Here is a 22,244-nt window from a genome sequence, read left to right on the forward strand (position 1 = left end):
CAGCAACTTCTGGAGGTCCCACTTGCCGGGTATGAACCTGACGCGCGCCGAAGCACGCGAGCGCGCCGAACTGATCAACGTTGATTCCTACGACGTCAGCCTGGACCTGACCAGGGGCGGGAAGGTCTTCGGAAGCTCCACCACGGTGAAGTTCACGGCCGTACCCGGTTCCTCCACCTTCATCGACGCCATCACCCAGACGGTCCACAGCATCACGCTCAACGGACGTGCCCTGGACCCATCGGCCGTTGCCGACGGCGTCCGGATCCAGCTGCCGGACCTTGCGGCGGACAACGAGCTCACCGTGGTGGCCGATGCGCCGTACATGAACACCGGCGAAGGGCTGCACCGGTTTGTGGATCCTGTGGACAACGAGGTGTACCTGTACACCCAGTTCGAGGTGCCGGATTCGCGCCGCATGTTCGCCGTGTTCGAGCAGCCGGACCTCAAGGGCACGTTTAAGTTCACTGTCACGGCGCCGTCGCACTGGGACGTCATCTCCAACTCCCCCACCCCCGCGCCGCAGGAAACCGCCCCCGGGGACGACGGCGGCGCCCGCTCGATCTGGCAGTTTGCGGCCACGCCCCGGCTCTCCTCCTACGTCACCGCACTGATCGCAGGCCCGTACCAGTCGGTCCGGAGCGAGGTCACCTCGTCCGACGGCCGCGTGGTGCCGCTCGGTGTGTTCGCCCGGAAGTCGCTGATGCAGTACCTGGACGCGGACAACATCTTTGAGCTGACCCGGCAGGGCTTTGAATTCTTCGAGGCCCAGTTCGGCTGCCCGTACCCGTTCGAAAAGTACGACCAGCTGTTTGTCCCCGAGTTCAACGCGGGCGCGATGGAGAACGCCGGAGCGGTGACCATCCTCGAGGGCTACGTCTTCCGCAGCAAGGTCACCGGCGCGCAGATCGAGCGCCGGGCCATCACCGTCCTGCACGAACTGGCGCACATGTGGTTCGGCGACCTGGTGACCATGCGCTGGTGGAACGACCTTTGGCTCAACGAATCCTTCGCCGAGTACATGTCCCACCTCGCCGCGGTGGAAAACACGTCCTTCACCAGTGCGTGGACCACGTTCGCCTCGGTGGAGAAGTCCTGGGCCTACCGCCAGGACCAGCTGCCCACCACGCACCCGATCTTCGCCGAGATCAACGACCTCGAGGATGTGGAGGTCAACTTCGACGGCATCACCTACGCCAAGGGCGCCTCAGTGCTGCGCCAGCTGGTTGCCTGGGTCGGGCCGGAACAGTTCATGGCCGGCGTCCGGGAGTATTTCAGCAAGCACGCGTGGCAGAACACCGAGCTCAGCGACCTCATGGTGGAGCTGGAGAAGGCCAGCGGCCGCGACCTGGACCAGTGGGGCCGGCTATGGCTGGAGACGGCGGGCGTCAACACGCTCAAACCCGAACTGGAGACGGACGCCGACGGGAACCTCTCGTCCTTTGCCATCATCCAGTCGGCGGTTCAGGACTGGCCCACCATCCGGCCGCACCGCCTGGCCGTTGGCTTCTACAACCTCAATGGCGCCGGAAAGCTGGAGCGCGTGCACCGCGAAGAGCTCGACGTCGACGGCGAACGCACCGAGGTGCCGGCCCTGGCAGGCCTGGCACAGCCGGACCTGATCCTGGTCAACGACGACGACCTCGCGTACGCCAAGGTCCGGCTGGACGAAAAGTCCCTGGCGACGGCAACGGCGCACCTGAAGGACTTCAGCGAGAGCCTGCCGCGCACCCTGGTGTGGAATTCCGCCTGGGACGCCGCACGCGACGGCGAGACCCCGGCACGCCGCTACGTGGAGCTGATCCTGGCCAACGTGGCGGCGGAATCGGATTCCTCGGTGATCCTGGTCCAGCTTCGCCAGCTGGCCACCACGCTGAACTTCTACGTTGCCGAGGAGCACCGTGAGGCCACCACCGTGGCCGCCGTGGACACCCTCTGGGACCTCGCCAACGCAGTGCCGGGCGGGTCCGATGCGCAGCTGCAGTTTGTGAAGTCCTTTGCCCTGCTGGCACGCAGCACGGGCCAGCTGGACACTGTGGCCGGCCTCCTTTCAGGCACGGCAACGCTGGAGGGGCTGGCCGTGGACCAGGACCTGCGGTGGGAGCTCGTGGCATCGCTGGTGTCCGGCGGCCGGCTGGGCACCGAGGACATCAACGCCGAGCTGGAACGGGACAACACCGCCAGCGGCCAGAACGCCGCGGCGCTGGCCAAGGCCGCGATCCCCACCCCCGACGCCAAGGCCGCCGCCTGGGAGTCGATCGTGGTCAAGGGTGACCTGTCCAACGCGTTGCAGGGCTCAGCCGTCGCGGGCTTCACGCGGGTCCTGGACCGCTCCCTCCTGGAACCGTATGCGGAAAAGTACTTCGCGGCCGTTCCCGGGATCGTCGCCACCCGCACGCACGCACTGGCCCAGCAGATCGTCGTCGGGCTGTACCCGGCGCAGCTGACCACTCAGGCAACGATTGACCGGACTGACGAATTCCTGGCGGCGCTCCCCGCGGAAAGCGCCGCCCTGCGCCGCATGATGCTGGAAAACCGCGACGGCGTTGCCCGGGCGCTGCGCGCCCGCGCCGCTGACGTCCTTCCCGGCGATGCCTAGGCATGCAGCATGAGCCTGGGTGAGCACCACTATTCGCTGACAGTTCAGTGGACCGGCAACCTGGGCGAGGGAACATCGTCATACCGCGGATATTCGCGGGACCATGATGTCCTGATCCCCGGGTTGCCGGTACTCCCGGGTTCCGCCGACCCGACGTTCCACGGCGACAGGTCACGCTACAACCCCGAGCAGCTCCTCCTGGCCGCCCTGGCGCAGTGCCATATGCTGTCCTTCCTGCACGTGGCAGTGCGGCACGGTGTGGTGGTCACCGACTACCGGGACGAGGCCACGGGGATGCTGCGGCTGAACCGGGACGGCAGCGGGCAGTTTGAATCCGTGACGCTGAACCCGCAGGTGACCCTGGCGGATCCTGCGCACACAGCGCTCGCCGCACAGATGCACCACGAAGCCAACCAGGTCTGCTTTATCGCCCGCAGCGTCAATTTTCCGGTGCATCACGAACCGGTGACCCTAACGGCCTGACGGGACTCAGGGGCTTCGAAGAAGCTCCGTGACGAGGCGGGCTTCCGTCGCGGGCGCCAGCCCGGCCTTGCGGCGGCGGGTCAGGCCGCGGCTGCGCTCGTCGGCCAGGGTGTCTGCCACGGTTTCCTGCCAGGGCCGCAGGGTCAGCCCGGCGGCCGTGGCTGCCTGGTTGCTCCGGGCGCAGAACCCCTCGTGATCCGGCGGCAGCCACAGCGGGAGGGAATCCGGCCCTGCCCAGTAATCGACCCCGTGCTCCACGAGCCATCCCTCCGAAGCTGACAAGACTTCGCCTTCAAAGGCGGCGGCGGTTTTCGCCGCCTCAACGTAATCACCGAAGGGCACCTGGTCCCCCACCGCATTCAATGCCCCCGTGACGCCCCGTGACGCCGCGTCAAGGATCCACCCGGCCAGGTCGCGGACATCGATGACCTGGGTGGCGTGGCGGGGAATGTCCGGGACCACGGCCGGACCGTTGTCCCGGGCAAACCTGGCGGGCCAGTAGCCGTAGCGGTCCGTTGCGTCGCCGGGACCGCCGATGAGGCCTGCCCGGCAAAGATGCGCCTTGTCGCCCGCCGCGGCCAGGGTTGCGTGCTCTATGGCAGATTTCGATTCGCCGTAGTTTTCGGGGGCTGATTCCGTCCCCGCAGGAAGGGGCGGCAGGAGCGCAGCGTCCTCCGCCGCTCCCGGCGTTGAATGGTCGGCGTAGACCGAACAGCTGGAGACAAATGTCCAGTGGTCCGCCTGGCCGGCCAGGGCGGCCAGCGCCTCCGAGGCCTGGACGGCGTCGCGGGCAACCTCGATGACTGCATCCCAGTTCCCGGCCACGGCCGCGTAGCTGTTCGCGCCCAGTGAACGGTCCGCCTTAACCCATGTGGCGCCGTCGGGCGGTTCGGCCGCGGAACCGCGGGCCAGGCACGTGACCTGGTGCCCGGATGCCACTGCCTGCCGGGCAATTTCTGAGGAGAGAAAGGCGGTTCCGCCGAGGATCAGGATGCGCATGAGTCCACGCTACGGCGCTAGGGTTGAATCAGAACAGAGCCTTATGCGCCGGGCGAAACCCGCGCATGGGCCCCATGATTCCGGCCGCAGCCGGAGAACCCCAAGGAGCAAACCCGCCTATGTTCAGCACGTTGTCGATCACCCCTTCCCTCGCCTCCGAGCCAGATGGAGTCAGCGTCACGGGCATCGTGATCAGCATCGGCGTTGGCGTTGCCGTCTGGCTGGTGGCAACCTTCGTCATCTCCCGCATCAGCAGGCGCGTGGCAGCGGGCAGCAACTTCTTCAAGAAAGCCCATTTCAAGTGGGTCGCACCGGCGATCCGGGCGCTGGACCATGAACGGCGGGTGCAGCGCGCGGAGACCATCGGTTCACTGCTCAACAGCATTGTGGGCGTCCTGGTGGCCGTGATCACCATCATGTACGTGCTGCAGAACCTGGACATCAACATCGCCCCGCTGCTGACCAGCGTGGGCATCCTGGGTGTCGCCATCGGTTTCGGTGCGCAGCAGCTGATCCGTGACTTCCTCGCCGGCATCTTCATCACCATTGAGGACCAGTACGGGATCGGCGACGTCATCGAAACCAGCGAAGTAGTGGGCGTAGTGGAATCCATGGGCCTGCGCATCACCCGGGTCCGCTCCGAGGACGGTGCCATCTGGTACCTGCGCAACGGTGAGATCCTGCGCGTGGGAAACCGCTCGCAGGGCACTTACGTTCCGGTGCCTGACGCACCCGCCGCGGGCCAGGAAGCCGCACTGCACGAGCCGGCCAGCAACACCGAGACTAAAAAGACTGACCAGAAAGCCGGAGAATAGGGACATGAGCACACCCGCCGAACCGCAGCAGCCGCGCCAGCTGATGCAGAACGATCCGTTCAGCCAGCCGGGCTACACGGACAATTTCTACGATGCCGTGGGCGGCCATGACACGTTCGTCCGCCTCATCGATGTCTTCTACGACGGCGTGGCCACCGATCCGCTGCTGCGGCCGATGTATCCCGAAGAAGACCTGGCCCCGGCCAAACGCCGTTTCCTGATGTTCCTGGAGCAGTACTGGGGCGGTCCCACCACCTACGGCGAGGAACGCGGCCACCCGCGGCTGCGGATGCGGCACATGCCGTTCCGCGTGACGCCGGAGGCCAAGGACCGCTGGCTGTTCCACATGCGCGCGGCCGTCGATTCGCTGGAACTGCCCCCGCTCTACGAGGGCACGCTGTGGGACTACATGGAACGCGCTGCCCTGTCCATGGTGAACAGCCCCTCAGAGGCCTGAGGTCCCGCCTGCTGGCGGGCTGGCCGGGTTGGGGGGCTTAGCCCAGGCCACTGCCGGTCCGGGCAAGGACGTGCCCGCGTGCGCCGGTGAGGCGGAACCACCGGCCAGTGCGGTAGAGCTTCTGGTCGCCGTCGGCAAGGAAACCCAGTGTCAGCGCGGCGAACGCGGCTCCTGCCGGCAGCCCCGAACCGTCCAGCGGACGGCCCCAGACAGCAGCCCGGGCATTGTTGACGATCAGTGCGCCGGGCTTGTCCGGCACAATGCCGGCCACTTCGGCGATGCCGGCCTCGGCAGCCTGGCGCAGTTCGGCATCCGGAATGGACCGGACCAGCTCCCAGCCTGTCCTGGGGGCACCGACCCCGGTCCACGATTCGGTAACGGTGGACGGCGGAACCGGCAGCTCGACGTCGTCCTCCCCTGCCCGGGCGAGCCGGTCCAGGACCGCTGACAGCGGGACCGTGACGTCCGTTCCGGACCGTTCCGCGAGTCCCATGGTGCGCAGCCCCAGGATGGTGGGGGTTGCTTCGCCGAGCAGCCGGGGCCTGAGCACGCACACGTACGCGGCCAGGACTGACCCTGCGGCCTGAAGCCGGATGGCGCCGTCGTCGATTGCTTTGGCCCGCGTGGCGAAGGTCCGCAGATCGGCGAGATCACGCGGATCAGCGAAGCGGAAGGACTGGGTGAGTAGATCTGTCACACCATGAACACTACCGGCTGCACCTTGGTTGAGCGGTGCCGGGGTGGCGTCTAGAGTCGAACCATGACTGAAGCCGACGCCGGATTGCTGGCCCCGCCCAGCGGTGACCCCACCACATCACTCATCCACCTGCTGGACCTTGGCGAGCTGGAGGGGGCCCGGACCGACGAGGACATCTTCCTGGGGCCGTCGCAGCAGCAGCCGCACCAGCGGGTTTTCGGCGGCCAGGTCCTGGCCCAGTCGCTCATCGCGGCCAACCGGACGGTGGACGCCGAACGGCACGTCCACTCGATGCACGGATACTTCCTGCGGCCAGGCGATGCCAACAAGCCCATCACCTTCGGCGTCCAGCGCCTGCGCGATGGCCGCTCGTTCTCCGCACGCCGGGTCCACGCCTACCAGGAGGGCGTGCCCATCCTGTCCATGATTGCGTCCTTCCAGGGTGAGGACGAAGGCTTGGAGCACGAATCGGCGATGCCCAAGGGAATCCCGGATCCTGAGTCGCTGCCGAGCACGGCGGACCTCCTGGGCAAGTTCGACCATCCGGTGGCCCGGCATTGGGCGTACGAGCGGCCCTTCGACATCAGGCACGTGGATCCGCCACTTTATGTCTCGGCGAAGGGCAAGCGGGAAGCCCGGAACGCCGTGTGGATGAAGACGTTCGGACCCATGCCGGACAACGCCAACCTGCACCGTGCCGCGCTGGCCTACGCCAGTGACTACACCCTGCTGGAGTCCATCCTCCGCCGGCACGGGCTGAGCTGGATCACCCCCGGCATGAATGTGGCCAGCCTGGACCACGCGATGTGGTGGCACCGCCCTGCCCGCGTTGACGAGTGGCTGCTTTACGTCCAGGAATCCCCCAGCGCCCAAGGCGCGCGCGGGCTGGCAACGGGAAAGATCTTCAACCGGGCCGGACAGCATGTTGCATCCGTGGCCCAGGAGGGCATGGTCCGCGTTCCCACCGACCTGAAGAACAAGGTGGTGGGGGCCTTCCAGTCCAAAGTCCTGGAGCACCAGATCCGCAAGGCGGGACGGGACTAGCTTCCCCGTTCGCCTGGTTCTGGCAAGCGAAAAGGCCGGCACCCCGCGGGGTGCCGGCCTTTCGTTTGATGCAGCGTCAGCCTGTGCTGATCAGTCGCGCGTCAGGCGGCGGTGGGTGACCCGGTGCGGCTTTGCTGCGTCGGGGCCCAGGCGTGAAACCTTGTTCTCCTCGTAGGATTCGAAGTTGCCCTCGAACCAGTACCACTTGGAGGGGTTCTCCTCGTCACCTTCGTAAGCGAGGATGTGGGTGGCCACCCGGTCCAGGAACCAGCGGTCGTGGGAGACCACCACGGCGCAGCCCGGGAATTCAAGAAGCGCGTTCTCAAGGCTGCTGAGGGTTTCGACGTCGAGGTCGTTGGTGGGTTCGTCAAGGAGCAGCAGGTTCCCGCCCTGCTTGAGCGTGAGGGCCAGGTTCAGCCGGTTGCGCTCACCGCCGGAGAGAACGCCGGCCTTCTTCTGCTGGTCCGGGCCCTTGAAGCCGAACGCGGCAACGTAGGCGCGGGACGGCATTTCCACGTGGCCCACCTGGATGTAGTCCAGGCCGTCGGAGACAACTTCCCACAGCGTCTTGTTGGGGTCGATGCCGCCGCGGCTCTGGTCCGCGTAGGAAATCTTGACCGAGTCACCGATCTTCAGCTCGCCGCCGTCGAGCGGCTCCAGGCCCACGATGGTCTTGAACAGCGTGGACTTGCCCACACCGTTGGGGCCGATGACCCCGACGATCCCGTTGCGGGGAAGGGTAAACGACAGACCGTCGATCAGCGTGCGGTCATCGAAGCCCTTCTGAAGGTTTTTCGCCTCCAGGACCAGTCCGCCCAGGCGGGGTCCCGGCGGGATCTGGATCTCTTCGAAGTCAAGCTTGCGGGTGCGGTCTGCCTCGGCAGCCATCTCCTCGTAGCGTGCCAGACGGGCCTTGGACTTGGTCTGGCGGCCCTTGGCGTTGGAACGGACCCATTCCAGTTCCTCGGTGAGCCGTTTGGCCTGCTTGGCGTCCTTCTTGCCCTGGACTTCAAGGCGCGCACGTTTCTTTTCCAGGTACGTGGAGTAGTTGCCCTCGTACGGGTAGAGGTGGCCGCGGTCAACCTCGGCGATCCATTCCGCGACGTGGTCCAGGAAGTACCGGTCGTGGGTGACGGCCAGGACAGCGCCTGCGTAGTTTGAGAGGTGCTGTTCGAGCCATAGCACGCTCTCGGCGTCGAGGTGGTTGGTGGGCTCGTCGAGCAGGAGCAGGTCAGGCTTCTGCAGGAGCAGCTTGCAGAGGGCCACCCGGCGGCGCTCACCACCAGAGAGGAGCGTGACGTCCGCATCGGCGGGCGGGCAGCGGAGGGCGTCCATGGCCTGCTCCAGCTGGGAGTCCAGGTCCCAGGCGTCGGCGGTGTCAATGGCTTCCTGCAGGTGGCCCATCTCTTCGAGGAGGGTGTCGTAGTCAGCGTCGGGGCTGGCCATTTCCTCGGAGATCTCGTTGAAGCGCTGGATCTTGCCGTAGATCTCGCCAACGCCTTCCTGGACGTTGCCCAGGACGGTCTTTTCCTCGTTCAGCGGCGGTTCCTGGAGCAGGATGCCCACCGTGTAACCGGGGCTGAGCCGCGCTTCACCGTTCGAGGGGGTGTCCAGTCCGGCCATGATCTTAAGAATGGTGGACTTACCGGCACCGTTCGGGCCAACAACACCAATCTTGGCGCCCGGGAAGAAGGACATGCTTACGTCGTCGAGAATAAGTTTTTCGCCAACGGCCTTACGGGCCTTGGTCATTGTGTAGATAAATTCCGCCATGGTTCCAAATCTAGTGGGTTGGCGGGGATAACTCACATTCGTCCGTCAGGCGGGAGCCCCGACAAAGCACTTGCCGCTCGCAAGAACCGGCAGGACGCTGACAGTGACGCTGCCGTCCCGGATCTGTCCTATGACGCAGTCCCCGTCCGCCAGGACGGCGGCTTCGATGGCGTCCGCTTCCAGCCCGGTGGGTGTCCGGCTTTCCGAGACTTCAAGTGCTGCCCCCGGGATGCCTGCCCCCGTTAGCGCGTCCGCCACCTGGGCCGTTGCAGGTTTCGGCGTGCCGGCGGCCAGCCGGTTCAGCGCGCCGGCAAGGGTCTGCTTCAGCGCGGCCGTTGCCGGGTTGTCACCTGCGGCGGTTTCGGCTGCCTGGGCAGGAGCCGGTGTCGGCGCGGTTGAAGGCGCGGCGACGCTGGCCGGCGGTGTGGAGCTTGAAACTGCTGTGGATGTTGCAGGACCAGGCTGGGACCCGGTGCAGGCGGACAGGGCTGCGGCAGCGGCGAGGCAGCCGGCCACCGCGAGAAGAACCAAGGGCGAAGGAGCACCAGCCGATGACATACCCACCGATGACGGGGATCCCGGCCGGGGAGCTTTTGGATGTTTCGGCCGGTGATTCATGGTGCTCGTCATGCCGCCCATTCTGCCACGCCGCAACGGCGGGGTTTGTTGCGGCGTGGCAGCCCGCAGCGGGAGACCGCGTGCCAGCGAGCGCAGGCTTCAGGTCACCGCTCCGGCGAGCTCTCCGGTTTCCGTGTCCACGGAGACGTAGTCGCCGCTCGCATCCTCGAACACGATGTCCTCCGGAGCGCCGTCTTCTTCCGGGTAGTTGTCCGGCCCCGACTCCCCGGCCGCCGCGTCGTAGCCGTCGCCGCGCTGGGCGGCCGTTTCAGAGTCCGGCAGTTCGTTCTTCGCCGTCCGGATGTAATTGGCGGAGCCCCACCTCAGGTCGTGGCCCACTGAGTCGGCGTTGACCTCGGCCTTGTGGTAAATGCGTCCGTCCCGTTCCCAGCGTGCCAGCTTCAGCCGGCCGACGACTATCACGTGCTGGCCCTTCTTGATGCTGCAGGCCATATTCCCGGCCAGTTGGCGGTACCCCTGGACCGTGAACCAGTTCATGTAGTCCTCGACCCACTCCCCCGAGGCTTTGTCGAAATGACGGGAGGGGGACCCCAGCCGGAACGAGGCCGTTCCAACGCCGGTAGTAGTGGTGGACGTGGTGACGTCCGTCGCCACGAAGCCCCGGATGGTAATGATGTCGGTCATGATCATGTCCTGTCTCGAAGGTGGTGCCCTACCGGGCAAAACCAGCTTCGCGCGGACACCGCGCTCCGGCGAGGTGTCTGTTTCCGTATGTGCATAACGCCGCCCGTGGCGGCACTGTGGAGGACAGGTGCCACCATGACGGCAGCGGCACCCGGGGCCATGTAAACTTTTTGATGCGCCGGAATATATGCTCCGGACACCACGTGCCCCAGTAGCTCAGGGGATAGAGCAGCGGCCTTCTAATCCAAAGGCTTGCGCTCTGAGACCGGCTTAAGTTTTGGGGAACGAGTGCCGGGGCCTCCGTTATCAGGGACATCATTCATGATGCCCAGGGTCCACGCCGCCGGGATACCGACGAGCATTTCAATTCGCTGTGCCAGCGCTACGAGATTACGCGGCGTGTTCCGGCCAGCTTCCCAGTGCGAGTACGCGCCTGGCTTAGCTCCGAGCTGCTCGGCGAATTCCTCTTGAGTAAGCCCTGACGCCAGCCGCGCCTTGCGCAGTCGGTCTGCGAATGTCCACTCAGGGATAAATCCTTGGTTGAGAACTGCTTCCGTTGTCATGTCCCAAACTATTGCACGCATACGCAAACTTGTGCAAGCCCCATTTTTTGTGATTATCCAAAGCAAGTACTAATTGACATCCAGCAAGTAGGTATGCGTACACTTACCCCATGCAAAGTAGGTACACACAAGTAGGCGATGGCGAACTACTTACCGTAGGCGAGGCCGCGGCCGAGCTGAGGGTCCATGGCGACACGATTCGTCGCTGGGATAAAGCAGGAAAGATCGCCGCAATTCGCACACCTACCGGTCACCGGCGATTTCTCGCCTCTGATATCGCCGCTATTAAGAATGGCGACGCGCAGGCTGCCAAAGAGCCTGCATAGATTGTCCTGCCAGGCATAGTCCCGCAGGCAGTAAATAGGGCGGTCCAGTTCCTTCCGCCAAGAACTCACTGGACCGCCCAATCGAAAACCCAAGAGCCAGGCCCATTTGCGACGGGTCACCTGGCTCTCGAATCAGAATCGAGTCTATCAATGGACGCCGAAAGCCGACTAGACCAGTTCCCCCGGAACCTGTTCTTCCAAGCCGTTGATCACCAGACCGGCCCGGCAGCGTTGCCAGAGTCCGAAGTCAAGGTAATCCAGAACAAGCGCTTTGCGGACGCCCGCCGCCTGCACACGCAGCTTGAGCACCTGGTCAGGGCCCTCAAGTCCGTTGAGTCATTCGACGTCATGGGTAACGCCGGCCTCGCCGCCGTGAACCTCGATGACCTGGAACTGGACATCCATAAGCAGATCCGGAACTTCATCCGGGAGATCGAAGCCGCCGAGGACCGTTACGGCGATGCCATCGACGCCGAGCGCGGCGGTTGCGGGCATTCCGCTGACCGGGTCTGTGACAACTGCGAGCCCGAGCACATCGAGAGCCACGCACCCAAGACACCGGCAGCCGCGACGCCAACCCCCCAGGCGCTCGCGGCTGCCGGCCCCACCCGGCTTGACGGAACGCCGGGCCCGTCCCCCGCCGCCGTGGCCGCGCAGATCAAGGCGAACCTTGGCTTGGCTCTGGACAGGGTCTCCCGGTGAAGGCCCGGATAAAGCGGCAAGCCGTCGTCCACCCGGTCGGCCACGCCCCTTATAAGGACCGTGCGGCCCTGCACTACCGGGACAACAAGGAGCTGGCCGCCCAGCTCACCACGTACGCCCGCGGGAAATGGCCAGTACCGCAGAAGATCGATATCGACGTCCACGCCGGACACATCCTTATCAACGGCGTCCACCGGGCCAACTTCTTCATCCACGAGTACCGGTCATGAGGCCTTCAGCGCGGGTCGGCCGGAATCGCCGCCGCACCTTCCTCTACACCCCACTCCTGATCCTCGGCGCGCTGATGTTCCTCGCAGCGCTCGCCGCTTTCCCGATCATCAACTCCGGCTATCTGGCCGGCGTCACCTTCCTTTTAGCCGGCACCGCCGGATTCGTACTTGAGACAGGACAAGAGTCATGACCGAACAGCCAGTGGAAACCGAACAGCAGTTCCTCGGCAACGAAACCCCCAACGCATGCGCCAACTGCTCAGCGCGGATCCGCCGGACCGTAGGCCTTGTATGCCCAGCCTGCGGCCGAGACTTCAGCGACGCCCCGCCCGCAGAGGCTACCGTAGGCGAGTCCGAGGACGGCTCGGTGGAGTTCATCTTCATCCCCGAGCCGACCAGCGATGCGGCCTTCCTCCCGGCACAGCAGGCTGCCCTGGACAAAGCCCGGCAGCACTACGTCCCCGGCGCTCACCTTCGCCGGCCGTCCTGGGCCCCGGCTGACGACGTCGAAGTCTCGGCGCTTATCCGCAAGTGCACGCACGCAGCCACCGTTCTGGCCATCGCGAAGCGTGAATCGGTGAAAGCCGAGGAAGAGCTGAAGACGGTCCTCGGAGTAGAGGAAGAAGCCGTCGAAAGAATGCGCGAAGCAGAACGGGCCCTGATTGCCTACACCAGGAAGGACACCGGACTGTGAGTACCCGCTTTGAAGAGATCCACATCGACCAGCTGGTCGTCCACCCGAAGAACGTCCGCCGCGACGTCGGCAACGTCGTTGACCTCGCCAACAGCATCAGCGAACAGGGCATCCTCCAGCCCCTGGTAGTCGCCCCGTACCTCGAACCGCACGAGGGCGAACTGTTCATCATCATCGCCGGGCACCGCCGCCACGCAGGCGCCAAGCTCGCCAACGTAGACGCACTCCCCTGCGTCATCCGCGACGACATCAACACCGAGCCCCGCCAGCTCGAAGCCATGATCGTCGAGAACACCCAGCGCACCGACCTGACCGTCCTCGAAGAAGCCGAGGGCTACCAGGCACTACTCGAGTTCCCCGGCTACTCAGTGAAGTCCGTAGCCAAAGCCACCGGGCGCTCGCAGGCCACGGTCCGGAAGCGGCTCCTGCTGAACAAGCTCAACGAAGACGCGAAGGGCAAGCTGGAGGACCACACCCTCAACGTTGACCAGGCACTTGTACTTGTCGACTTCGCCGACGACGAGGCAGCCACAGAGAACCTGCTCGAAGCCGCGGCTACCGGCCGTAACTGGAGCTATACCGTCACGATGGAGACCCGTCGTCGTGATGCCCCCGCCAAGATCGAGGCCGCACAAAAGGACCTGGCAGAGGCCAAGGCGAAATCTGTCCCGGACGCCACACGGTACACCGGAGGTTGGGAACGGATCTACGAAAACGACAGCAACGCCATCACTATCCAAGAGCACGTTGACGCCGGGCACCTGTACACCCTCTCTACGTGGGGCGATGTCGAGTGGTACCAAAAGCCAGCAAAGACCCCCAAAGCTCCGAAACCCGAACTGACCGAGGAAGAAAAGGAAGCCAAGCAACGCGAAGCCGCGCTGACCGCCGCCCTTGACATCGCCCACGCCGTCCGCGCCGAACACATCAAGACCGTGATCAAGGCACCGCCCGAAGGCGCCGCAGACGAAGCCCTCTACCGGCTCTTGCTCAGCCACCTCCACGCCCAGACGGCCCTCTTCGCCGAGATCACCGGGCGCCCGGCCAACCGCGACGATGACCACTTCGCTATCAAGGCAGCCCTGCAGGACATGACGGTCGAGCAGATGGCCATCCTGCTGCACCTGACCGTCAAGTCGCGCGAAGACGACCTGCTGAAGCTCTATGCGTGGGATGCCGGCGACTACCGCCACACGTGGGGACCCAAGGCATGGATCGAAGACCTCGGCACCGTCTACCACTACGAACTATCCAGCGTCGAACAGGAAGTCCTTGACCACTTCCAAGCCGCCCACGACGCCCACCTTGCCGAAATCGCAGCCGAAGACCAGGAAGAAGACGAAGACGATGAGTAACCACGGACTCACCCGGAACGCGGACAACGAACCCGTCTGCCTCTGCGGCTTTCGCCCCTCGGTCGTGGACGAGCCGATCCGCTACGGCTGGACCCGGAAAGCCCAGACCGCCGTACTGGACCACGCCAAAGCCCTCAACGACGCCGAGTCAGCCAACGAATGGGAAGCCGCGCTGGATGCCCTCGGCCAGCCCGTACCCGCCCCGCCGACACTGCGCTCGCCGGATGATCCGTTCATCGTCGAGGATGCCCGGTACCCGCGGGCCGGCGTCCGGCAGACGGAGGACGGCCGCTGGAAGCTTTCTTGCTGGGACGGCGACCAGATCGTCCACGTCATCGACGAACCGGTCTTCGATGATCGCGTGACCGCCTTCGACTACGGCTGGCTCACCATCGGCGCTTGCCGTCAGTCCGGCACCAACCTGAACGGCTGGGCCGCCGCGTGACCGAGAAGAAGGGGCAGCTCACCACCGTCCCGGCCGAAGCCGAGAAGTGCCCGAGCTGCAAGAAGGTACTCGACCCACACAACGGCAACTGCCGGTGCTGACTCATGAAGCCTTACACCTACCAGGGAACGAAGAAGCTCACCCCGGCGCAACTGCTGGGCATCGCCCGGGCCGAAGCCGAGGACATCATCCAAGCCGCCCGAACCCAAGCACAGATCATCATCGCGGATGCCGAAGCCGCGGCGATGGAGCAGGCGAAGGTCACCCACGAACTTGCCTACGACCAGGGACTGGCGCTCGCCGAACGGTTCTATGCGAGCCGGGACGAACGGGCAGCCGATCAGCAGCGGGCCAAGGAGGCCATCCTGAAGCGTGTCGGCGACAGGCGTCTCCGTGCCGCCAGCTTCGAGGTAGCCGGCGTTCCGCCGATGAACATCAAACCAGCTCACCGGCTAGAGAACGTCGAGTACCTGGTCAGTGCCGGGTGCTCGGTGGACGAGGCGCTGAGTCGCTCCGGCTACAACTCGATCGACACCTTCAAGCGGACGGCCCGCCGCCACGGCCGTAACGATCTAGTCAGGTACATCACTGAACGGCTCGCAGCATGAGCAGCCCGCAAGGAGGCAGGCCATGGACCACGATCGCGACGCAGAAAGCTGGACGCGGGCGCCGAATCGAAACCCAGGCTGCACCTGCCAACCGTGGCGATATAACCCGCGGTGGCCACGCCCCACCAACCCCGAATGCCCAACCCACGGAAGGACCAACGGCAATGACTGAATGCGTAGCCTGCCAACATCCCGTCAGTATCCCCGAAGAGCTGCAGGGCACCGTATCCGAGCTGCACACCTGCGGCGGTAGCGAACAGTCCAAGATCCGCGCATGGAGCACAGACTGGGAAGTCTGCATTGTGTGGGGCACCCACGATCCTGAGAAGGCCCGGGCTGCATGGGGCGAGCACATCGACCCGAACGAGGACGACATGCCCGACTGGGAGAACGCCAGCAGGGAATGGGCTGACCCTGCCGAACTCGACAAGGACGAAGACGAGGCATGGACGCTGCAAGGCCCGACGCAACTGCACCCTCACTGGGTCCCATTCCTGGCATGGAGCTGACAACCATGATCCTTACCGTCAACACACTGGACCTGCGGCAAGCACTCATGGCCGTCACCCCACACACCAGCGACCCCAAACTAAGCTCCGCGCTCGCCGTCGTCCACTTCACCGCTACTGACGGCATGCTTCACGTCACCGCTTCGAACACTGTCACCTTGGGCCACGCTGTCGCGTCCATCTGGGATTCCGAGGGGCTGACCGGCGAGGTGAACACGGACGCCTTTAACCTCCCCTCAGAAGTGGCCAAAGAACTGCTCCAGATCTTCAAAGCCAAGGGCAAACAGCCGGAGGATGAAATCGGGGACACGATGCGGATCACGGTCAGGGACCAGGACATCACCTTCCTGGACGTTTCCGGTTTCTTCCCCGGCAAAGAGTTCAAGATCCCCCGCGAAGAGGACGACAACGAATATCCGATCGCCTTCGGCCGTCTGCTGATCGCAGCGGCGCTGTCGGACCGCGTGATGCCCGAACGTCTCGTCGCCGCCGGCCGTCTCGTCAGGCTGTTTGCCACAGCCTCGGCCGCCTACGGTGAGCCGCTCGTCATCGAACCGACCGAGGACGCGAAACGGATTCTGATTAGCTGCGGTGAGTCCTTCCTTGGTCTGCTGATGCCGATCCGATCTGAAGACGGTTCCTCTGTCGCCAACGAACTGAACGAGTGGCGCAACGGTTGGATGCGTCGACTCCCGGACATCACCCACGCTGGCGGCGGCACGAAACCGAAAGAAGTCAGCATTGGTGACGCCCTACGCACGGCAACCGGCCAGCAGGGCAGCGGCCCAGTAGTCATCAACGCCGGCGACATTGACGCCATCACGAGGAACCTGTCTAAGACCGTCATGTCCGTCGTGGAAGACGCCGGGCTGCTGGAGCAAGCCGCCGAACTCGTGGTCACTACCCAGTTCGGTTCAACTTCCATGCTCCAGCGCAAACTCCGCGTCGGCTTCGCCAAAGCCGGGAGGATCATGGACCAGCTGGAGGCGGCCGGCGTCGTCGGACCCGCAGACGGGTCCAAAGCCCGCGCCGTCAACTTCACGCCCGATCAGGCTCAAGACGCAGTCAATGCCCTGGGAGTCAAAGCATGAACGGCGACAGCACCCCCGAAGAAGCCCCGATCGAGTGGTCAGCATGGCCTCCGCCGCTTGCGTCCCGAGCGATCCGCCGCCATTGCGCGCATATGGTCAAGGCCGGCTATTGCGCCCTGTGCGGGACGAAGGTGGGAAAGTGAACCCGGATTGCCGCGACGGTAAGCACTCCTCATGCTCCGGTGACGGCTGGGACCTGGAGCTCGACAAAGTCACTCACTGTCCGTGCACCTGCCATGCCAGTGGTGACGCGACTGCCCAGGTCATAGCTGAAGTCGCGGCCGAGCGTGAGCGACAGAAGATCAAATGGGGCGAACAGGAACACCCTAACGGGACCGGTCCGCACAAGTTACCAATGCCCTACGGCAGCGGGTCATGGAGCGCCACTGTAGCTGCCGAACGGCTTACGCTCCTGACCAACTGCGCCGCCCAGATCGGGCAGTGCACATGGCTGCACATCCTGCGCGAAGAGGTCTTTGAAGCTTTCGCTGAAGAAGACCCCGTCAAGCTGCGCGCCGAGTTGATCCAAGTTGCAGCTGTCGCCACTCAGTGGGTTGAGGCGATCGATAGAAGTAGCCAATGAGGTACGTGATCCCGACATCCAGCCGGCCGATCATCATCGAGGAGCCTGACCCACCCACCCAGACCAGGAAAGAAGGACCCACCTTATGGCTTGGGGAAGAACCGGAGACACCGCAGCAAACCACCCCGCTGCACTCGCAGTCCTCGAACACGACGCCGTAGACGAACGGCTCCTGAACGAGGTCTACGGATTCATCCACCGGTGCTCTTCCCAGTCCGCTGCCCACCTCACCGACTACGTGGTCAACCGCGGCACGGCCATTCAGATGGCCGGCATGTCCCGCGCCCAGGAGCTAATCGACGTCGCGATCTTCGCCGGCCTCCTCACCGAGGTAGAAGTCGAAGTGAACGGCAAGCCACGCAAGGCCTACAAGATCATTGATGATCCCGAGTTCATCCACCTCCGGACCAGGGAAGAAATCGAGTTCGAGCGGCAACGTAAGACCGATAACGCGAACCCGGCGCTGATCGTACCTGTACGACTGCGCGACGGCGACGCCTGCCGCTACTGCGGCTTGGTTGTCAGCTTCGCCCCAGGTGTCCGGAAAGGACGACTCGCAGGGACCTACGATCACCGTAGACCAGGCAAGGCTGCCACCGTCGAGACGTACGTGGTCGCTTGCGGCGCATGCAACTCCTCTCGTTCGGACCACCCGAACGCCGATCAGACCATCCCGCTACTCCCGGCACCCATCAAGCCCTACTACTCCAAGCACACCATCGCGTGGATCGAGACCAACGATTGGGCACAGCGCAACGGCATCAAGGCCCCCAAGGCCCCGGCGCAGCTCAAGCCCGGCTCTCCTACTGGCAACGGAACCAACCGGCCAGCAGTGATCGAGCCCGAGGCCGTGGACTCTCCACAACCGGTCCAGACGCCATCCGCAGATAATCCGCAGATCCCAGCAGATTCCGCAGAAGGCCAGTGTGGAGATTCCGGATCTACCGGGACGGGTCGGGTCGGGACGGGACGGGGAGGGCAGGGAAGGGAAGAAGCACCCACCCCTGCTTCAGGCACCAAACCCAGAAGACGACGGCCCCGCAACCGAGGACGGAACTGAGCATGCCTCCGAAACAACTTTCATCGCCTACCTCGCTGGATCTCGAAGACAAGTACCACGTGGAAGTAGCCGGCACCACTGTCCTGCTGCCGTACACCCTGGCGAAGAAGCAGGCCACCTACCCGGACTACTGCATCTTCGAGCACGACGAGCCCATGCCCGCCATCGACCGGACTCACCTCTGCTGGATGTGCACCGAGTGGATGCGGGAATCACTCGCCACCGTAGCCAAGCACTGGTCAGACCTCGAAGACGCCCTGGCCCCAGCTGGTGGCCGTGCCGTCTCCTCGGAACGCGTGACCGGAACGGGGGACCTCTACCCGCCGCTGCCCATCGACGGCACCGTGTCCGACGTCATGCGCGAAGCACGCCGTGCCATCTGGTCAGCCGTCGGCCAGCTCGGCGATGATCACGGCTGGGTCAATGTCCGACTGCCTGCTGACCACGGCACCGGAGTACTCGCCGACTGGCTGGCCCGCTGGCACGTCGGATACTTAGCCGGCCACCCGTCCGCAACTCACCTGACTGCCGTCGGCACTGACCTGGCCATCATCGTCCCGAAGATCAAGGACGCGGTCTATCAGGCGCCAGCCGTCGAACTGCACATGAATGTCAGCTGCACCCAGCAGCTCGCTGACAAGAGCCGGTGCCCTGGTCAAGTCGTGGCAGTCCAGACACCCGATGGCCGGAAGGTTGTCCGGTGCAGCGAGGACATCACCCACCGAGTAGCAGCAGACCAGTGGTTCTACACCCACGCGAACAGCCGGCCGGGTCGGGCCCGCAACGCACTCAAGAAGAAGTACATGAAAGCGAGGCACTGATCGTGATGATCGAATGGCCGAGGCGTGGCGGCCGAAATACCCTGCGCGAGCATCTGCTGTCCGCGCCGTCCAATGGTTGGTCGGCGCACCAGCTCCGACTGCCGGTGAGTTGGTACACCGAGATGGCTGCCGGGGCCGGCGTTGAGTTCCCAGTGTCCGGAGATGCAACCGCCGCCACGTCCAGGCTGTTGGGCTTCATCCGGGACGGGCTGGGCATGGAGCTCTACCCGTGGCAGGAGCGGGCACTGCTCAATCTGCAACACGCCCGCGACACGCCACGTCCCACACATCCTTGACTTAAGGATCTAAATTATGGGGTGAGCTGGTGTTTCGCACCCAGCCACAGTCAGAGCCTCGACCGGTCAGCCGGCGGGGCTCTTCTCATGTGCTCAGGTGGTGGATCATGCCCGCACTTGAAGAGTGGAATCCGAAGCGCGGCCGAGGTGGCAGGCCATGGCGCGAGCTGTGCAAGACCATCCTGGTACCCGGCGTCTGCTGCGCGTGGTGTGAGTTCGAGATAGACCTGACCTTGCCGGCCTACTCGCGGTGGTCGGGCACGGTCGATCACATCACCAAGCTGGAGGACGGCGGCCACCCGACGGCGAGGTGGAACCTTCAGGCTATGCACCGCAGATGCAACACCATCAAGGAGAACAAGCACCGTGCTTCGCGCAGGCTCGCGGCACGTGCCGAGACCACGATCCGGCCCGTCTCCGGACTCGACCTGTAGCGACGTTTCCGCAGGTCAGCCCATAGTTTCCGAGTTTTTTAGAATCGCCAAAACGGTCGACCCGCCCACCGAAACCATTTTTTCTCTCCCCCGGAAAACCCGGGGTAGCGCCCTCGCTGTGTAGCGCGATTTCGCCGCGCTCGCCGCCCGTGAACAGGAGCCCGTCGTGAGCAAGAAGCCAACCGAGAAGGATCTGACCTGGGCAGCAACGGCCCGGTGCCCATGCGGCGCCGGGCTCGCCTACGGCAAGGACCAGCAGGACAAAGACTCGCCTCTGGCATACCCATACAACGGCTACTGGGACTGCTCAGCGATCATTCTCGGCACCGCCGTACCCGGAGAAGCGACACACACCGCCCAGCTGCCCTTTGCCTACTACGAAATCAAGTCCGACAGGCAGCCGTCGGCCAACGGCAGGACGACCAGACCAAGCTGATCAATCCGAAAGGCGGTGCCTGTGTCCGAAGCAGTTGACCCGGAGAAGATCCCGTACCGCCATGGGAAGACGCCAGGGCGCACCGGTTACCGGAAGGGCTGCCGCTGCGGCCAGTGCCGGCGGGAACACTCCGACGATATGAAGGCCTACCGGGCGAAGAAGAAGCTGCAGGAGGCCGGAGGCACTGAGTTCCCGCCCGGCTACTTCGACGCTCCACCGGTTGAGCCGTCCTCAATGGCCATCGCCTGGGACGCTCCGGACGGTCCGATTGAATCCGCCCTGGTCGAAGAACTGGACAAGCTGATCGGTGAGCCGCCGTTCAAGAAGACTCTGGTGGTGCTGGCCCGGTATAACGCCCGGGTGCTTGACCAGATCCCGAAGATGGAACGGCTTGACCTGATCTCCGGAATGGAGTCCAGACTCTTCAACGTCTTCGACAGGCTTAGGAAAGTCACCGATGGAGCAGGCGGCGCGGTCGCCAGCCCCGAAGCTTTCCTTGCCAGCCTGAGCGAAGCGGATGACGACTAGCCCCAGGAACCCGGCGCCGCGGTTCGCGACCCAGCGGAACCCCGCCCGCAAGACCGTGGGCGGCAAGGTCTGCCAGATCATGCGGGCCTTTGGCAACGACCCGATGCCGTGGCAGCGTGAGGCGCTGGCCGTAGCGTGCGAGATCGACCCTGAGACGGGCAGCTTCTTTTACGACACGGTCATCATTGTGGTCCTCCGGCGTGCCGGCAAGACGACGATCAGCCGGTCCAAGCTCATGCACCGGGCGCTGATCACCGAAGACGCGCAGATGATCTACACCGCGCAGAACCGTTTGAAGGCGCTGGCCCGTCTCCGCAAGGACTTCCACACCCCGATCAAGCGCTCACCCATGGAACAGTTCATGGACAAGCCCCGCTGGCGCGGCGGCGAGGAAGCTCTCCGCTGGAAGAACGGCGCCGAACTGGCGATCGACGCAGTGTCCAAAAGCTCCGGCCATGGTGATACTTCCACTGAGGCGCACATCGATGAGGCCTACGCTCACGTCGATGGCATCCTCGAAGGCGGTATCGCCCCGGCACTCATGACCGTGGTCGGCTCGCAGCTGTGGATTCTCTCGGCTGCTGGTCACTCCGGATCGAACTATCTGAAGGACAAGGTTGATCTTGGCCGCGCCCTGGTCGAATCCGGCAAGGAATCCCGGACCTGCTACATCGAGTATTCCGCCCCGGAAGACGCCGACCCCAACGACCCAGAGACCGTGCTCAACACCCACCCGGGTGTAGGCCACACGCTGAACATCGACCGACTGATGTCGCAGCGGCTGAACTCCAAAGACCTCGCGGAGTGGGAACGAGCCTGGCTCGGCTGGTGGCCCAAGGCCAAAGCCCCGCCCAAGGTTGTCCCCACCGCGGCATGGGAAGGCTGCTACCGGGACGACGGCAAGCCGTGGAAGGGCACAGTCTGCTGGGCCATCGACACATCGCCGGACCGTGAAACGACGTCGATCGCCTGGGCTGCACCGTCAACAGATCCGAAGGCCAAGTGGCATGCGGAGCTGCTGGAGGAACGACTCGGAACAGCCGGCGTTGTGGACCGCATGAAGCAGCTCCGAACCAAGCACGGCGGCAACATGATCGCCATGGACGGGAACGGCGCGGCCAAGTCCTTGAAGAAGGAACTGGAAGACGAGGACTTCGAAGTGGTGCTGCTGTCCGGACCCCAGAGGGTGGACGCCTGCGGCGGCCTGTACGACGACTTCCTGCACAGTCAGATCCGGATCGCCAACGACCCGGTGCTGAACAAATCCATGGGCAACGCCGTCAAGCAGATGGTTGGCGGCGCCGCTTTCATCTGGAGCAAGGGCCGATCGCTCGGCGACATCAGCGCGTTCTACGCCCTGACGTTCGCCCGGTGGCTGCTGGTTGAGAAAGCACCGGAAGACGTCAACCCTGACGACACCATTTGAGAAGGAG

28 protein-coding genes and 1 pseudogene are annotated in these 22,244 nt (G+C 64.5%); 23 read left to right on the plus strand and 6 right to left on the minus strand.

Translation table 11 applies throughout. The features are described from left to right. The first annotated feature begins 31 nt into the window (after positions 1 to 31). Both pepN and ABV518_RS21010 read left to right on the plus strand, forming a co-directional pair. Complete coding sequence (pepN, locus tag ABV518_RS21005) at positions 32 to 2,599, plus strand: aminopeptidase N (RefSeq protein WP_367771149.1); 2,568 nt, start codon at positions 32 to 34, stop codon at positions 2,597 to 2,599. A gap of 9 nt (positions 2,600 to 2,608) precedes the next feature. Next, complete coding sequence (locus ABV518_RS21010; protein ID WP_367771153.1) at positions 2,609 to 3,082, plus strand: OsmC family protein; 474 nt, start codon at positions 2,609 to 2,611, stop codon at positions 3,080 to 3,082. 6 nt (positions 3,083 to 3,088) lie between these two features. On the opposite strand, the gene ABV518_RS21015 is transcribed toward ABV518_RS21010, so the two are convergent. Further along, complete coding sequence (locus ABV518_RS21015; protein ID WP_367771155.1) at positions 3,089 to 4,081, minus strand: NAD-dependent epimerase/dehydratase family protein; 993 nt, start codon at positions 4,079 to 4,081, stop codon at positions 3,089 to 3,091. A gap of 119 nt (positions 4,082 to 4,200) precedes the next feature. Here ABV518_RS21015 and ABV518_RS21020 point away from each other — a divergent pair, with 119 nt between their 5' ends. After that, positions 4,201 to 4,896, plus strand: coding sequence for a mechanosensitive ion channel family protein (locus tag ABV518_RS21020; RefSeq protein WP_367771157.1), 696 nt, complete (start codon positions 4,201 to 4,203; stop codon positions 4,894 to 4,896). Between the two features lie 4 nt (positions 4,897 to 4,900). Next, positions 4,901 to 5,353 carry a globin gene (locus ABV518_RS21025; protein WP_367771159.1) on the plus strand — a complete coding sequence of 151 codons (453 nt, stop codon included), beginning with the start codon at positions 4,901 to 4,903 and terminating at the stop codon, positions 5,351 to 5,353. 37 nt (positions 5,354 to 5,390) lie between these two features. Here ABV518_RS21025 and ABV518_RS21030 read toward each other — a convergent pair whose 3' ends face one another. Then, a complete protein-coding gene (locus tag ABV518_RS21030) occupies positions 5,391 to 6,050 on the minus strand; it encodes a hypothetical protein (RefSeq protein WP_367771162.1) in 660 nt (219 codons plus the stop codon). 63 nt (positions 6,051 to 6,113) lie between these two features. On the opposite strand from ABV518_RS21030, the gene ABV518_RS21035 reads away from it, so the two are divergent. Continuing rightward, positions 6,114 to 7,094, plus strand: a complete 981-nt coding sequence (locus tag ABV518_RS21035) for an acyl-CoA thioesterase (RefSeq protein WP_367771165.1) — start codon at positions 6,114 to 6,116, stop codon at positions 7,092 to 7,094. Between the two features lie 90 nt (positions 7,095 to 7,184). Here the strand turns inward: ABV518_RS21035 and ettA are convergent, their stop codons facing one another. The 4 genes from ettA to ABV518_RS21055 form a co-directional block, all read right to left on the minus strand. Next, complete coding sequence (ettA, locus tag ABV518_RS21040) at positions 7,185 to 8,867, minus strand: energy-dependent translational throttle protein EttA (protein WP_310163436.1); 1,683 nt, start codon at positions 8,865 to 8,867, stop codon at positions 7,185 to 7,187. A 45-nt stretch (positions 8,868 to 8,912) separates the two neighbouring features. Continuing rightward, positions 8,913 to 9,398 (minus strand): hypothetical protein, encoded by a 486-nt coding sequence (locus tag ABV518_RS21045; RefSeq protein ID WP_367771168.1) that lies wholly within the window; start codon positions 9,396 to 9,398, stop codon positions 8,913 to 8,915. Between the two features lie 186 nt (positions 9,399 to 9,584). Then, positions 9,585 to 10,130, minus strand: a complete 546-nt coding sequence (locus tag ABV518_RS21050) for a single-stranded DNA-binding protein (RefSeq protein ID WP_367771171.1) — start codon at positions 10,128 to 10,130, stop codon at positions 9,585 to 9,587. Between the two features lie 239 nt (positions 10,131 to 10,369). Then, positions 10,370 to 10,693 (minus strand): multiprotein-bridging factor 1 family protein, encoded by a 324-nt coding sequence (locus ABV518_RS21055; RefSeq protein ID WP_367771174.1) that lies wholly within the window; start codon positions 10,691 to 10,693, stop codon positions 10,370 to 10,372. Between the two features lie 110 nt (positions 10,694 to 10,803). Here ABV518_RS21055 and ABV518_RS21060 point away from each other — a divergent pair, with 110 nt between their 5' ends. From ABV518_RS21060 to ABV518_RS21145, 18 genes and pseudogenes are all read left to right on the plus strand, one after another. Continuing rightward, on the plus strand, positions 10,804 to 11,019 hold the full coding sequence (locus ABV518_RS21060; protein WP_367771177.1) for a MerR family DNA-binding transcriptional regulator: 216 nt from the start codon (positions 10,804 to 10,806) through the stop codon (positions 11,017 to 11,019). 150 nt (positions 11,020 to 11,169) lie between these two features. Further along, complete coding sequence (locus ABV518_RS21065; protein ID WP_367771181.1) at positions 11,170 to 11,721, plus strand: hypothetical protein; 552 nt, start codon at positions 11,170 to 11,172, stop codon at positions 11,719 to 11,721. Then, a complete protein-coding gene (locus ABV518_RS21070; protein ID WP_367771184.1) occupies positions 11,718 to 11,951 on the plus strand; it encodes a hypothetical protein in 234 nt (77 codons plus the stop codon). The genes ABV518_RS21065 and ABV518_RS21070 overlap by 4 nt, the downstream gene beginning before the upstream one ends. Next, a complete protein-coding gene (locus ABV518_RS21075; protein WP_367771187.1) occupies positions 11,948 to 12,142 on the plus strand; it encodes a hypothetical protein in 195 nt (64 codons plus the stop codon). Before ABV518_RS21070 ends, ABV518_RS21075 begins: the two co-directional genes overlap by 4 nt. Next, positions 12,139 to 12,645 (plus strand): hypothetical protein, encoded by a 507-nt coding sequence (locus ABV518_RS21080; protein WP_367771190.1) that lies wholly within the window; start codon positions 12,139 to 12,141, stop codon positions 12,643 to 12,645. Before ABV518_RS21075 ends, ABV518_RS21080 begins: the two co-directional genes overlap by 4 nt. Next, a complete protein-coding gene (locus tag ABV518_RS21085) occupies positions 12,642 to 14,000 on the plus strand; it encodes a ParB/RepB/Spo0J family partition protein (RefSeq protein WP_367771193.1) in 1,359 nt (452 codons plus the stop codon). Before ABV518_RS21080 ends, ABV518_RS21085 begins: the two co-directional genes overlap by 4 nt. Next, positions 13,993 to 14,445 carry a hypothetical protein gene (locus ABV518_RS21090; RefSeq protein WP_367771196.1) on the plus strand — a complete coding sequence of 151 codons (453 nt, stop codon included), beginning with the start codon at positions 13,993 to 13,995 and terminating at the stop codon, positions 14,443 to 14,445. The genes ABV518_RS21085 and ABV518_RS21090 overlap by 8 nt, the downstream gene beginning before the upstream one ends. Before the next feature lie 104 nt (positions 14,446 to 14,549). Further along, positions 14,550 to 15,053, plus strand: coding sequence for a hypothetical protein (locus tag ABV518_RS21095; protein ID WP_367771199.1), 504 nt, complete (start codon positions 14,550 to 14,552; stop codon positions 15,051 to 15,053). Positions 15,054 to 15,217: 164 nt separating this feature from the next. After that, positions 15,218 to 15,562, plus strand: coding sequence for a hypothetical protein (locus tag ABV518_RS21100; RefSeq protein ID WP_367771201.1), 345 nt, complete (start codon positions 15,218 to 15,220; stop codon positions 15,560 to 15,562). Positions 15,563 to 16,431: 869 nt separating this feature from the next. Continuing rightward, positions 16,432 to 16,590 (plus strand): annotated as a pseudogene (locus ABV518_RS21105) (DNA translocase FtsK); the annotation flags it as partial. 202 nt (positions 16,591 to 16,792) lie between these two features. Further along, complete coding sequence (locus tag ABV518_RS21110) at positions 16,793 to 17,236, plus strand: hypothetical protein (protein WP_367771204.1); 444 nt, start codon at positions 16,793 to 16,795, stop codon at positions 17,234 to 17,236. 85 nt (positions 17,237 to 17,321) lie between these two features. After that, a complete protein-coding gene (locus ABV518_RS21115; RefSeq protein WP_367771207.1) occupies positions 17,322 to 18,296 on the plus strand; it encodes a hypothetical protein in 975 nt (324 codons plus the stop codon). Positions 18,297 to 18,298: 2 nt separating this feature from the next. After that, a complete protein-coding gene (locus ABV518_RS21120) occupies positions 18,299 to 19,117 on the plus strand; it encodes a hypothetical protein (RefSeq protein ID WP_367771210.1) in 819 nt (272 codons plus the stop codon). A 2-nt stretch (positions 19,118 to 19,119) separates the two neighbouring features. After that, the gene (locus ABV518_RS21125; protein WP_367771213.1) at positions 19,120 to 19,413 is read left to right on the plus strand and encodes a hypothetical protein; all 294 of its coding nucleotides are present in this window, start codon (positions 19,120 to 19,122) and stop codon (positions 19,411 to 19,413) included. A 107-nt stretch (positions 19,414 to 19,520) separates the two neighbouring features. Continuing rightward, positions 19,521 to 19,847: an HNH endonuclease gene (locus ABV518_RS21130; protein WP_367771216.1), complete on the plus strand. Its 327-nt coding sequence runs from the start codon at positions 19,521 to 19,523 to the stop codon at positions 19,845 to 19,847. Positions 19,848 to 20,013: 166 nt separating this feature from the next. Next, complete coding sequence (locus ABV518_RS21135) at positions 20,014 to 20,283, plus strand: hypothetical protein (RefSeq protein ID WP_367771219.1); 270 nt, start codon at positions 20,014 to 20,016, stop codon at positions 20,281 to 20,283. 21 nt (positions 20,284 to 20,304) lie between these two features. Next, the gene (locus tag ABV518_RS21140) at positions 20,305 to 20,811 is read left to right on the plus strand and encodes a hypothetical protein (RefSeq protein ID WP_367771222.1); all 507 of its coding nucleotides are present in this window, start codon (positions 20,305 to 20,307) and stop codon (positions 20,809 to 20,811) included. Beyond that, positions 20,801 to 22,237, plus strand: coding sequence for a hypothetical protein (locus ABV518_RS21145; protein WP_367771225.1), 1,437 nt, complete (start codon positions 20,801 to 20,803; stop codon positions 22,235 to 22,237). The genes ABV518_RS21140 and ABV518_RS21145 overlap by 11 nt, the downstream gene beginning before the upstream one ends. The last annotated feature ends 7 nt before the right edge of the window (positions 22,238 to 22,244 follow it).

This window comes from Arthrobacter sp. HS15c (genome assembly GCF_040812005.1).
In the GTDB taxonomy this organism is placed as follows: domain Bacteria; phylum Actinomycetota; class Actinomycetes; order Actinomycetales; family Micrococcaceae; genus Arthrobacter.

Bases quoted from the DNA above. Each gene is read 5' to 3' on its own strand.
- ABV518_RS21060 (WP_367771177.1), top strand. From the start codon at position 10,804: ATGCAAAGTAGGTACACACAAGTAGGCGATGGCGAACTACTTACCGTA.
- ABV518_RS21090 (WP_367771196.1), top strand. From the start codon at position 13,993: ATGAGTAACCACGGACTCACCCGGAACGCGGACAACGAACCCGTCTGC.
- ABV518_RS21010 (WP_367771153.1), top strand. From the start codon at position 2,609: ATGAGCCTGGGTGAGCACCACTATTCGCTGACAGTTCAGTGGACCGGC.
- ABV518_RS21015 (WP_367771155.1), bottom strand. From the start codon at position 4,081: ATGCGCATCCTGATCCTCGGCGGAACCGCCTTTCTCTCCTCAGAAATT.
- ABV518_RS21130 (WP_367771216.1), top strand. From the start codon at position 19,521: ATGCCCGCACTTGAAGAGTGGAATCCGAAGCGCGGCCGAGGTGGCAGG.
- ABV518_RS21115 (WP_367771207.1), top strand. From the start codon at position 17,322: ATGGCTTGGGGAAGAACCGGAGACACCGCAGCAAACCACCCCGCTGCA.
- ettA (WP_310163436.1), bottom strand. From the start codon at position 8,867: ATGGCGGAATTTATCTACACAATGACCAAGGCCCGTAAGGCCGTTGGC.
- ABV518_RS21025 (WP_367771159.1), top strand. From the start codon at position 4,901: ATGAGCACACCCGCCGAACCGCAGCAGCCGCGCCAGCTGATGCAGAAC.
- ABV518_RS21075 (WP_367771187.1), top strand. From the start codon at position 11,948: ATGAGGCCTTCAGCGCGGGTCGGCCGGAATCGCCGCCGCACCTTCCTC.
- ABV518_RS21050 (WP_367771171.1), bottom strand. From the start codon at position 10,130: ATGACCGACATCATTACCATCCGGGGCTTCGTGGCGACGGACGTCACC.
- ABV518_RS21095 (WP_367771199.1), top strand. From the start codon at position 14,550: ATGAAGCCTTACACCTACCAGGGAACGAAGAAGCTCACCCCGGCGCAA.
- ABV518_RS21100 (WP_367771201.1), top strand. From the start codon at position 15,218: ATGACTGAATGCGTAGCCTGCCAACATCCCGTCAGTATCCCCGAAGAG.
- ABV518_RS21020 (WP_367771157.1), top strand. From the start codon at position 4,201: ATGTTCAGCACGTTGTCGATCACCCCTTCCCTCGCCTCCGAGCCAGAT.
- pepN (WP_367771149.1), top strand. From the start codon at position 32: ATGAACCTGACGCGCGCCGAAGCACGCGAGCGCGCCGAACTGATCAAC.
- ABV518_RS21065 (WP_367771181.1), top strand. From the start codon at position 11,170: ATGGACGCCGAAAGCCGACTAGACCAGTTCCCCCGGAACCTGTTCTTC.
- ABV518_RS21080 (WP_367771190.1), top strand. From the start codon at position 12,139: ATGACCGAACAGCCAGTGGAAACCGAACAGCAGTTCCTCGGCAACGAA.
- ABV518_RS21035 (WP_367771165.1), top strand. From the start codon at position 6,114: ATGACTGAAGCCGACGCCGGATTGCTGGCCCCGCCCAGCGGTGACCCC.
- ABV518_RS21055 (WP_367771174.1), bottom strand. From the start codon at position 10,693: ATGACAACGGAAGCAGTTCTCAACCAAGGATTTATCCCTGAGTGGACA.
- ABV518_RS21145 (WP_367771225.1), top strand. From the start codon at position 20,801: ATGACGACTAGCCCCAGGAACCCGGCGCCGCGGTTCGCGACCCAGCGG.
- ABV518_RS21120 (WP_367771210.1), top strand. From the start codon at position 18,299: ATGCCTCCGAAACAACTTTCATCGCCTACCTCGCTGGATCTCGAAGAC.